This window comes from Xinfangfangia pollutisoli (assembly GCF_020179405.1).
Lineage (GTDB): Bacteria > Pseudomonadota > Alphaproteobacteria > Rhodobacterales > Rhodobacteraceae > Pseudogemmobacter > Pseudogemmobacter pollutisoli.
Window position 1 is genome coordinate 1 of the sequence record NZ_JAICBZ010000115.1, and the last position, 9,811, is coordinate 9,811.

General features: G+C 67.8%; 12 protein-coding genes and 1 pseudogene. 10 read left to right on the plus strand and 3 right to left on the minus strand.

Annotated features, from left to right (window positions below; all coding sequences use genetic code 11):
- The 5 genes from K1Y73_RS20175 to K1Y73_RS20195 all read left to right on the plus strand — a co-directional run.
- Positions 1-467, plus strand: a 467-nt coding sequence (locus K1Y73_RS20175; RefSeq protein ID WP_225030110.1) for an adenosylcobinamide-GDP ribazoletransferase, incomplete at its 5' end; no start/stop codon positions are given.
- Between the two features lie 84 nt (positions 468-551).
- Entirely contained in the window at positions 552-1,643 is a 1,092-nt protein-coding gene (gene ribB, locus K1Y73_RS20180) for a 3,4-dihydroxy-2-butanone-4-phosphate synthase (protein ID WP_225030111.1), read from the plus strand.
- A 4-nt stretch (positions 1,644-1,647) separates the two neighbouring features.
- Positions 1,648-2,148, plus strand: coding sequence for a 6,7-dimethyl-8-ribityllumazine synthase (locus K1Y73_RS20185; RefSeq protein WP_225030113.1), 501 nt, complete (start codon positions 1,648-1,650; stop codon positions 2,146-2,148).
- Entirely contained in the window at positions 2,145-2,609 is a 465-nt protein-coding gene (gene nusB / locus K1Y73_RS20190; protein WP_225030114.1) for a transcription antitermination factor NusB, read from the plus strand. The genes K1Y73_RS20185 and nusB overlap by 4 nt, the downstream gene beginning before the upstream one ends.
- Before the next feature lie 34 nt (positions 2,610-2,643).
- The gene (locus tag K1Y73_RS20195) at positions 2,644-3,069 is read left to right on the plus strand and encodes an META domain-containing protein (protein WP_225030115.1); all 426 of its coding nucleotides are present in this window, start codon (positions 2,644-2,646) and stop codon (positions 3,067-3,069) included.
- A gap of 34 nt (positions 3,070-3,103) precedes the next feature.
- Here K1Y73_RS20195 and K1Y73_RS20200 read toward each other — a convergent pair whose 3' ends face one another.
- Together K1Y73_RS20200 and K1Y73_RS20205 are read right to left on the minus strand one after the other, a co-directional pair.
- Entirely contained in the window at positions 3,104-4,060 is a 957-nt protein-coding gene (locus K1Y73_RS20200) for an alpha/beta fold hydrolase (protein ID WP_225030116.1), read from the minus strand.
- Positions 4,057-4,344 carry an SCP2 sterol-binding domain-containing protein gene (locus K1Y73_RS20205; RefSeq protein WP_225030117.1) on the minus strand — a complete coding sequence of 96 codons (288 nt, stop codon included), beginning with the start codon at positions 4,342-4,344 and terminating at the stop codon, positions 4,057-4,059. Before K1Y73_RS20205 ends, K1Y73_RS20200 begins: the two co-directional genes overlap by 4 nt.
- Positions 4,345-4,414: 70 nt before the next feature.
- On the opposite strand from K1Y73_RS20205, the gene K1Y73_RS20210 reads away from it, so the two are divergent.
- The 5 genes from K1Y73_RS20210 to K1Y73_RS20230 all read left to right on the plus strand — a co-directional run bounded on the left by K1Y73_RS20210 (position 4,415) and on the right by K1Y73_RS20230 (position 9,512).
- The gene (locus K1Y73_RS20210; protein WP_225030118.1) at positions 4,415-4,993 is read left to right on the plus strand and encodes a tetratricopeptide repeat protein; all 579 of its coding nucleotides are present in this window, start codon (positions 4,415-4,417) and stop codon (positions 4,991-4,993) included.
- A 5-nt stretch (positions 4,994-4,998) separates the two neighbouring features.
- The gene (locus K1Y73_RS20215) at positions 4,999-7,998 is read left to right on the plus strand and encodes a helicase-related protein (RefSeq protein WP_225030119.1); all 3,000 of its coding nucleotides are present in this window, start codon (positions 4,999-5,001) and stop codon (positions 7,996-7,998) included.
- 3 nt (positions 7,999-8,001) lie between these two features.
- Positions 8,002-8,298, plus strand: a complete 297-nt coding sequence (locus K1Y73_RS20220; protein ID WP_225030120.1) for an RNA-binding S4 domain-containing protein — start codon at positions 8,002-8,004, stop codon at positions 8,296-8,298.
- Positions 8,299-8,352: 54 nt separating this feature from the next.
- Positions 8,353-8,691 carry a ferredoxin FdxA gene (gene fdxA / locus K1Y73_RS20225; RefSeq protein ID WP_225030121.1) on the plus strand — a complete coding sequence of 113 codons (339 nt, stop codon included), beginning with the start codon at positions 8,353-8,355 and terminating at the stop codon, positions 8,689-8,691.
- Positions 8,692-9,002: 311 nt separating this feature from the next.
- Positions 9,003-9,512 (plus strand): CarD family transcriptional regulator, encoded by a 510-nt coding sequence (locus K1Y73_RS20230; RefSeq protein WP_225030123.1) that lies wholly within the window; start codon positions 9,003-9,005, stop codon positions 9,510-9,512.
- Positions 9,513-9,598: 86 nt separating this feature from the next.
- On the opposite strand, the pseudogene K1Y73_RS20235 reads toward K1Y73_RS20230, so the two are convergent.
- Positions 9,599-9,811: pseudogene (locus K1Y73_RS20235) on the minus strand (hypothetical protein); the annotation flags it as partial.

Consider the following 9,811-nt stretch of genomic DNA (forward strand, 5'->3'; position numbering starts at 1 on the left):
GGCTTCTGGGCGGGCGCGACCCCGAGCGGCGGCTGGCGATCATGAAGGACAGCCGGATCGGCAGTTTCGGCGCGCTGGCGCTGGTGCTGACCCTGCTGGCCGCCTGGTCGGCCCTGGCCGAGGCGCTGGCCGCGGGCCGCCACTGGGCCGCCCTGCCGGTGGCCGCCGCCCTGTCGCGCGCCGCCATGGCGGGCGTCATGGCCTGGCTGCCGTCCGCCCGGTCCGGCGGCCTTTCGGCCGCCTCGGGCCGCCCTTCCCCGGCCACGGCGGCGCTGGCCGCGGCGCTTGCGCTGCTGGCGGCGCTGCTGCTGGCGGGTGGCGCCGGGCTGGCCGCCGCCCTGGCCTGCACGTTGATCGCGCTGGGCCTGGGCCGCGCGGCCCGGCGGATGATCGGCGGCCAGACCGGCGACATTCTGGGCGCCACACAGGCGCTGTCCTTCGCCGCCGCACTGGCCCTGTGCGCCTGAGCCACGGGCAAAAGCCTGCACCGCCTCTGGCCAAGCCGCGCGCCATCCGCTATGCCCGGCGCGTCAGCCGAACAGCAGGCCCGCATGTCAGACCGCACCGATTACTCCGACGCCATCTCCTCGACCGATGAAATCATCGAGGATGCCCGTAACGGGCGCATGTTCATTCTCGTCGATCACGAAGATCGCGAGAACGAGGGTGACCTTGTGATCCCGGCACAGATGTGCACGCCCTCGGCGATCAACTTCATGGCGACCCATGGCCGCGGGCTGATCTGTCTGGCGCTGCCGGGCAGCCGGATCGACGCGCTGGGCCTGCCTTTGATGAGCCCGAAGAATTCCTCGCGCCACGAGACCGCCTTCACCCTGTCGATCGAAGCGCGCGAAGGCGTGACGACCGGGATCTCGGCGGCCGACCGGGCGCGCACCGTCTCGGTCGCGATCGACCCGACCAAGGGCGCGGCCGATATCGCCACGCCGGGCCATATCTTCCCGCTGCGCGCCCGCGATGGCGGCGTGCTGGTGCGGGCCGGCCATACCGAAGCGGCGGTGGACGTGTCGCGGCTGGCCGGGCTGAACCCCTCGGGCGTGATCTGCGAGATCATGAACGACGACGGCACCATGGCGCGGCTGCCCGACCTGATTTCCTTCGCCCAGAAGCATGGGCTGAAGATCGGCACGATCAGCGATCTGATCGCCTATCGCCGCCGCCATGACAATCTGGTCAACGAGACCTCGGTCAAGGCTGTCACCTCGGTGCATGGCGGTGACTGGCTGATGCGGATCTATACCGACGAGACCCATCGCGACGACCATGTCGTGCTGACCAAGGGCGATCTCAGCACGCCCGAGCCGGTTCTGGTGCGCGTGCATGCGCTGAACCCGCTGGAAGACGTGCTGGGCATTGGCGAGGGTGGCGGCCTGCCGGCCGCGATGCGGCTGATCGCGGCCGAGGGGCGCGGCGCGGTGATCCTGCTGCGCGACACCACGGCGAAGATGGTCGAGGCGGGCGAGCATTCGCCGCAGACGCTGCGGCAATACGGGCTGGGGGCGCAGATCCTGTCGGCCCTGGGGCTGAGCGAGATCATCCTGGTGACCAATTCGCCGCAGCCCCGCTTCATCGGGCTGGAGGCCTATGGCCTGTCGATCGCGGGCACCCGCGGATTTGCGGAGTAAGCCGATGGCCAGTGCCGAAACCCATTACACCCTGCCGCTGCCGGACTTCGACAAGCCGGTGAAACTGCTGATCGTGGTCTCGCCCTATTATCGCGACATTGCCGACCAGCTGGTGGCGGGCGCGCGTGCCATGGCCGCCAAGGCCGGCGCCGAGACCGATCTGATCGAAGTTCCGGGCGCGCTGGAGATTCCCTCGGCCATCGCGCTGGCGCATCGGCTGGCCGATTACGACGGCTATGTCGCGCTGGGCTGCGTGATCCGCGGCGAGACCACGCATTACGACACGGTCTGCAACGATTCGTCGCGCGGGCTGACCATGCTGGGCCTGCAGGGCGCGGCGGTGGGCAATGGCATCCTGACGGTGGAAAACCGCGAGCAGGCGGTGGTTCGCGCCGAGGCTGCCGGTCAGGACAAGGGCGGCGGCGCGGCCGCGGCGGCCTTGCATCTGATCGCGCTGGCCCGTGGCTGGCAGGGCAAGACCAAGGGCATCGGATTCCGCGCATGAGGCAGCCCACGGCCAAGCAGATCGCGAAATCCGCCGCGCGGCTTTACGCGGTGCAGGCGCTGTTCCAGATGGAGGCCTCGGGCCAGACCGTCGGCACCGTCACGCGCGAATTCGTCACCCATCGCTTCGGCGCCACCTATGAGGAAGGCGAGTTCAACGAAGGCGATGTGGATCATTTCCGCGCCGTGATGGAGCAGGCGGTGAACTGGCAGGCCGCCATCGACCAGCTGACCGACCGGGCGCTGGTGGCGAAATGGCCGATCGACCGGATCGACCCGGTGCTGCGGGCGCTGTTCCGCGCCGCGGGCGCCGAGATCACCCGGATGGACACGCCGCCGAAAGTGGCGATCACCGAATATGTCGATGTGGCAAAGGCCTTCTTCCCGGATGGGAAAGAGCCTAAATTCGTCAATGCCGTCCTGGACCATATGGCGCATGAGGCCAAGCCCGAGGCTTTCTGACGCGTCATAAGGGAAACCCGAAAGGAGCCCTGCGATGCGTCTTCCCCTGCTTTCCGCTTCTGCGACCACGGCCTTTGCCCTGTCGGCCTGCCTGGCCCAGGGCGGCGACGCGATCACCGGCACCGACTGGCATCTGGTCGGGCTGGAGGGCGCACGCGCCCCTGCCCGGCTGAGCCTGACCCTGTCCGAGGATGGCACTCAGGCCTCGGGCCAGGCGCCGTGCAACCGCTGGTTTGCCAGCAATGGCGCCGCCCTTCCGGCGCTGGCGCTGGGGGGAATCGGGTCCACGCGGATGGCCTGCGGCGATCTGGCGGTGGAACAGGCCTATTTCCATGCGCTGGCGGCGATGACGCGGGCCGAACTGGCCCTGGGCCATCTGTTCCTGATCGGGGCCGACGGGCGGGTGATGGAATTCAGCGCCGATCCCGAAGGCAAGACCTGCCTGTCCTGCCGCGACTAGCGCGCGGCGCGGGGCGCAGCGGGGTGATCGCAGCCTAGTCGCGATGCGCCTCGAACAGGGCGGCGGCGCGGTCGAAAAAGCGTTTGCGGGCGGCCGGGCCCTCCATCAGGATTTCATGTTCGCAGCCCGGATACAGGTCCAGCTCGCCCCGCGCCCAGCCCGCCAGCCGCAGATGCACCGGCGGCACATCCACCACCTTCTCCTGCGTGCCCAACGCCACCACCACCGGCAGGTCGGGCGCCGGCATCCGCATCAGCGCCCCGCATTCGCGCAGCGCGGCCTTCAGCCAGGCCAGCGAGGGCCCGCCCAGGCCCAGCCTGGGATGCGCCCGCACATGGGCGCGCATGTAATCCCACATCTCGCGGTTGGTGGTCAGGACATTGGCCTCGAACGGGGCTTCCAGCACATAGCTTTTCGCCCCGGTTCCGGGCGCATAGCGATGCGCCTGGCCGAAGGGACCGGCCAGCCGCGTCACCGCATGGGCGACGGGGCGCAGCCAGGCGGCCATGGAAATCCCCCACATCGGCGCCGAAAACACCGCGGCGCGGAAGCCCAGATTGCGGTGCAGCGCGCGGAGCGCAATGCAGCCGCCCATCGAATGCGACAGCAGCATCTGTGGCCCGCCCAGGCCCTCGGCCGCGGCAAAGGCCAGAACCGCGTCCAGATCGCGCTGGTATTCGTCGAAATCCTGCACATGGCCCGACATCGGATCGGCCAGCATCCGGTCGGCCAGACCCTGGCCGCGCCAGTCGACCGAGACGACCGACCAGCCGCGCGCCACAAGGTCACCCGCGGCGCGGCCGTATTTTTCGACATATTCGGTGCGGCCGGGCAGAAGCAGCACCCAGCCGCGGCTGCCGCCCTTCCAGATCGCGGCGCGAATCCGCACCTGATCGGCGGTCTGCAGCCAGACCGCGCGGCCCCCGGCCGGTCCGTCGGCCAGGGCGGCGTCGAAGGGCGCCGCCTCGAAAGGGCCGCTTGCGATGGTCACGACAGCGCCGAGCCCAGCTTCATCGCCATGCCCATGCTGCCATCGACCGACAGTTTCCCGGTCATGAAGGCCATGGTCGGGTTCATGTCGCCTTCCAGAATCGCCCGGAACGTGTCGGCGCTGGCGGTCAGCGTGACATCCGCCTCTTCATCGCCGGCCCGCACACCGCTGCCATCCAGCATGATCGCGCCTTCCCCCTTGATCACGAATTTCGCAATCCCGTCGAAACCGCCCGCAAGCTTTTTCGACAAGGCCTCGACCGCAGCATCCACCACTTCGCTCATCGCTTCCAAGTCTCCCTTTCGTGACCCTATTGCCGCTGGCAATCTGCTGCCGATCGGCTACCATTCCGTTATGAAAAACCGCCCCCGGTTTCACAATTGTGCCGTTGCGGCACTTTTCGCGCTGGCCTTCGTGGCCGGCCCCGCGGCGCTGCCGGCCTTTGCCGTCGACCAGACCAAGCTGGACGATCTTTTCTCCCGGCTCAAGGAGGTAAAGGATCCTGGCCAGGCCGGACGGATCGAGGCCGAGATCCAGATCGAATGGGCGCGCTCGGGATCGGCCACGGTGGATCTGTTGATGCAGCGCGGCGAAGATGCCATGGCCGCCGGCAATTTCCTGGCCGCGGTCGAACATTATACCGCCGTGATCGACCATGCGCCCGACTTCCTGCTGGCCTGGGACGCCCGCGCCACCGCGCTGTACAGCCTGGGCGAGATCGGGCCCGCCCTGTCGGATATGGGCCATGTCCTGGCGCAGGACCCGCGGCATTACGACGTGCTGGCGGGGCTGGGGCAGATTCTGGAAGAAACCGGCGATACGAAAAAGGCCCTGCAGGCCTATCTGGCCGCCCAGGCGATTCATCCCTATATCCTGCCCGTGAACGATGCGATCACGCGTCTTCAGACAGACCTTGAGGGGCGGGAGCTTTAAGCCCAATGGACGCCACGCGGCGGGTCTCGGCGGTCCTTGGGCCGACGAATACCGGCAAGACCCATCATGCCATCGAACGCATGCTGACGCATCGCACCGGCGTCATCGGCCTGCCGCTGCGGCTTCTGGCGCGCGAGGTCTATGACCGTGTCGTGGCCAAGGTCGGCCCCTCGATCGTGGCGCTGGTCACGGGCGAGGAACGCATCGTCCCCGACCGCACCCAATACTGGGTCTGCACGACCGAGGCGATGCCGCTGGAGATCGGGGCCGATTTCGTCTGCGTGGACGAGATCCAGCTTTGCGCCGACCCTGAACGAGGCCATGTCTTCACCGACCGGCTCTTGCGGGCGCGCGGGCTGGTGGAAACCCTGTTCCTGGGCGCCGAATCGATGCGCGGGGCGATTGCCGGGCTGGTGCCGCACCACACCTATGTAAAGCGCGACCGCTTCTCGACCCTGTCCTATGCGGGGTCGAAAAAGATCAGCCGCATGCCGCCGCGTTCTGCCATCGTCGGGTTTTCGGTGGAGAACGTCTATGCGATCGCCGAGCTGATCCGGCGCCAGAAGGGCGGCTGCGCGGTGGTGATGGGCGCGCTGTCGCCGCGCACCCGCAACGCGCAGGTCGCGCTGTATCAGAATGGCGACGTCGATTATCTGGTCGCCACCGATGCGATCGGCATGGGGCTGAACCTCGACATCAAGCATGTCGCCTTCTCGTCCACGGCGAAATTCGACGGCCATCGCATGCGCGCGCTGTTCCCGCAGGAAATCGGCCAGATCGCCGGCCGGGCCGGGCGCCACACCGAAGACGGCACCTTTGGCGTCACGGGCGAGGCGCGGCCTTTCGACGAGGATCTGGTCGAAGCGATCGAGTCGCACCGCTTTCCGCCGGTGAAAAAGCTGATGTGGCGCAATTCCGACTTGGATTTCGGCACAGCCGAGCGGCTGATCCGCAGTCTGGAAGCGCCGACCCGCGACGACTGGCTGACGCGGGCGCGGGATTCCGACGATGTGGTGGCGCTGAAAACCCTGTCGGCCCTGCCCGAGGTGATCGAGCGGCTGACCGGGCCGAAGCGGGTGCAGCTTCTTTGGGATGTCTGCCGGATTCCCGATTTCCGCTCGGCCTCGGAATCGGAACATGCGCATCTTCTGACCCGGATCTACGAATTCCTCTGCGGCCGGGGGCTGGGCGGGGGGCGAATCCCCTCGGACTGGCTGGCCAAGTCGATCCAGCGCATCGACCGCACCGATGGCGGGATCGAGGCGCTGTCGCGCCGGCTGGCATATATCCGCACATGGACTTACGTGACCCAGCGCAAGAACTGGGTCGATGACGAAGCCCATTGGCGAGACGAGACGCGCGCTGTAGAAGACCGCCTGTCGGACGCGCTGCACGCGGCACTGACGCAAAGATTTGTCGACCGCCGCACTTCGGTGCTGTTGCGGCGGTTGAAGCAGAAGGAGGACCTCGTGGCCGAGGTGAGTGACAAGGGCGAAGTGACCGTGGAAGGCCAGTTCGCTGGACGGCTGGAGGGCTTCCGCTTCCAGCAGGACGCCACCGGATCGCCCGACGAGGCGAAGACCCTGCGTCAGGCAGCGATTTCGGCCCTGCGGCCGGAATTCAGCCTGCGGGCCGACCGTTTCTACAACGCGCCCGATACCGAGATGGATTTCACCGAACAGGGGGGCCTGATGTGGGGCTCGTCCGCGGTGGGCAAGCTGGTGAAAGGCGCCGATGCGCTGAAGCCCTCGGTCGAGCCGTTCGTCGATGAGGAAGCGGGCGAAGAGGTGGTGGAAAAGGTCCGCCGCCGGCTGCAGCATTTCATCGACCGCAAGGTTGCGGCGCTGTACGAGCCGCTGCTGGCCATGGGCCGCGACGAGGCGCTGCAGGGCCTGGCCCGCGGCTTCGCCTTCCGCCTGACCGAAGCGCTGGGCGTCCTGCCGCGCGACGGCGTGGCGCAGGAAGTGAAAGAGCTGGATCAGGACGCCCGTGGCGCGCTGCGCAAGCATGGCGTGCGCTTCGGCCAGTTCACCGTCTTCCTGCCGGCGCTGTTGAAGCCCGCGCCGACCCGGCTGCGGCTGGTCCTGTGGTCCTTGGCCAATGGTCTGGGCGAATTCCCCGAAAGCCCGCCCCCGGGGCTGGTGACGATCCCGAACATCGCCGAAGTGCCGAAGCAGCATTACACGCTGTCGGGCTATCACCCGGCGGGCAGCCGCGCGATCCGCATCGACATGCTGGAACGCCTGGCCGATATCCTGCGCACCAAGGACAGCCGGGCCGGCTTTGAAGCCACGGCCGACATGCTGTCGATCACCGGCATGACGCTGGACCAGTTCGCCGATCTGATGGCCGGTCTGGGCTACAAGGGCGAAAAGGCCGAGCGTCCGAAGGCGAAGCCCGCCGAGGCCGCAGCCGCCGCGCCGGCCGAGGTTGATGCCGCCATCGAGGCGGCGATTGCCGCGGGTCAGCCGATCCCGGAAGAGGTCTCGCTTCTGGCCCCTGCCCCGGAACCCCTGCCCGAACCGGCGGCCGAGCCTGCCGCCGACGCGGCGCCGGCCGAAGGCGAAGGCGGTGACGCCGCCGAGGCTGCCGCGGTCGAGATGGAGGCCTATTACACCTTCACCTGGGCGCCGAAGCCGCGCTTCCAGCGCCCCGAACGCGGCCCCCGCCCCGAAGGCCAGGGCCGCCGCGACCGTGGGCAAGGGGATCGTCCGCAAGGCGACCGTCCGCAGGGCGAGCGCCCTCAGGGGGATCGCCCGCGCGGCGAGCGTCCGCAGGGCGAGCGGCGCCGCGATGGCGCGGGTCAGCCGCAGGATGGCGGCCGTCCGCCGCGGGAAGGCGGCAAGCCGTTCAAGGGCGGCAAGCCGCATGGCAAGCGCGATGACCGCAAGGATGGCGGTCCGAAGGGCGAACGCAAATACGAAGCCCGCCCGCCGCGCAGCGAAAAGCCGATCGACCCCGACAATCCCTTCGCAGCCCTGCTGGCGCTGAAGGGGAAGGTCTGACGCTTGGCCGCCCCCGGCCGGATTCGCATCGACAAATGGCTATGGCAGGCGCGATTCGTGAAATCGCGCGGCCTGGCCGCAGCGCTTGTCGAGACCGGCCATATCCGGGTGAACGGCCAGCCGATCTCGAAACCGGGCCGCGAGATCGGCCCGGGCGACACGCTGACCCTCCCGCAGGGCAACCGCATAAGGCTGATCCGGGTCGTCGATCTGGGCCAGCGCCGCGGCCCCGCCCCCGAGGCCGCCACGCTTTACCTTGACCTCGATGCCCCGCCTGCGGCAGCCGATCCGCTTGAATGATCCGCGCCAAGCGCGTAACAGGCAGGCCGAACGCCAGAAACGCCGGTTAGACTCATGACCTATGTCGTCATCGACAACTGCATCGCCTGCAAATACACCGACTGCGTCGAGGTCTGCCCCGTGGATTGTTTCTACGAGGGCGAGAACATGCTGGTGATCCATCCCGACGAATGCATCGATTGCGGCGTCTGCGAGCCGGAATGCCCCGCCGATGCGATCCGGCCCGATACCGAGCCGGACATGGAGGAATGGGTCGAGTTCAACCGCAAATATGCCGCCTCCTGGCCGGTGATCACCCAGAAGCGCGATCCCCTGCCCGGCTATGAAGAGCGCGACGGCGAAACCGGCAAGCGCGAGAAGTATTTCTCGGAAGCCCCCGGCACCGGCGACTGAGTCGCGCGCGCCGGGGTTTCGGCTCACGATTCGTCACCCCCCCGTCGCGGCGGCGTGATTCGGCCCGCCAAAGCAGCGATTTCCGGGCTTTCCAGCCCGAATCCGACCTGTCTGCCCCCTGCGCGACAGTTGGAATCGGGCTGATTCTGTGTTATGTTCCTTTCACAAACAAACATGGAAGCCTGACCCCTGCCTCAGTGCTGCTCGCCTGGGCCAGAAAATCTTCGTGACAATCCCGCCGCATCACCGAAGGCCTTGGCCATCGGGGGCGGTAGTTGTCGCGAAATGGGTCTGACCCGAGGAACGTCTGTATGACCAAGTCGAAGAAGCCCGAATTCCGCCCCAACGAATTCGTCGTCTATCCGGCCCATGGCGTGGGCAAGATCATCTCGATCGAGGATCAGGAGATTGCCGGCTTCAAACTGGAGCTGTTCGTCATCACCTTCGAGAAGGACAAGATGACCCTGCGGGTGCCGACCCACAAAGCCACCGAAGTGGGCATGCGCCCGCTGTCGGCCCCCGATGTGGTGACCAAGGCGCTGGACACGCTGAAGGGCAAGGCCAAGGTCAAGCGGGCGATGTGGTCGCGCCGCGCCCAGGAATATGAACAGAAGATCAACTCGGGCGACCTGATGGCGATTGCCGAAGTGGTCCGCGACCTGCACCGCACCGATGACCAGCGCGAGCAAAGCTATTCCGAGCGTCAGCTGTACGAAGCGGCGCTGGAACGGCTGACCCGCGAAGTCGCGGCCGTGGCCGGCACCGACGAAGCCGGCGCGCAGAAGAAGGTGGACGAAGTCCTCCTGTCGCGCGCGGCCTGATCACTCGGTCTTTCGAATGCGAAACGGCGGCCCCCGGGGCCGCCGTTTTCATTTCGGGCGCGTAATTGCGCAGGAAAGGCGGCCCCTCAGGCCGAATGCCCAAAATACCGCTCGGCCGGCAGATAGCCCGCCAGCCGGCCCGCGGCACACCACTCGGCCTCCAGCCCGTGCGCGCCGACCAGCAGCACCGCATCGCCCGGCAGCTTGCCCAGCGCGGCGCGGATCGCCGCCCGCGCCTCGGCCCAGGGCGCCAGCGCATAGGGGGCGGCATGGGCGGCATCCAGCGCGGGGTTGGCCGC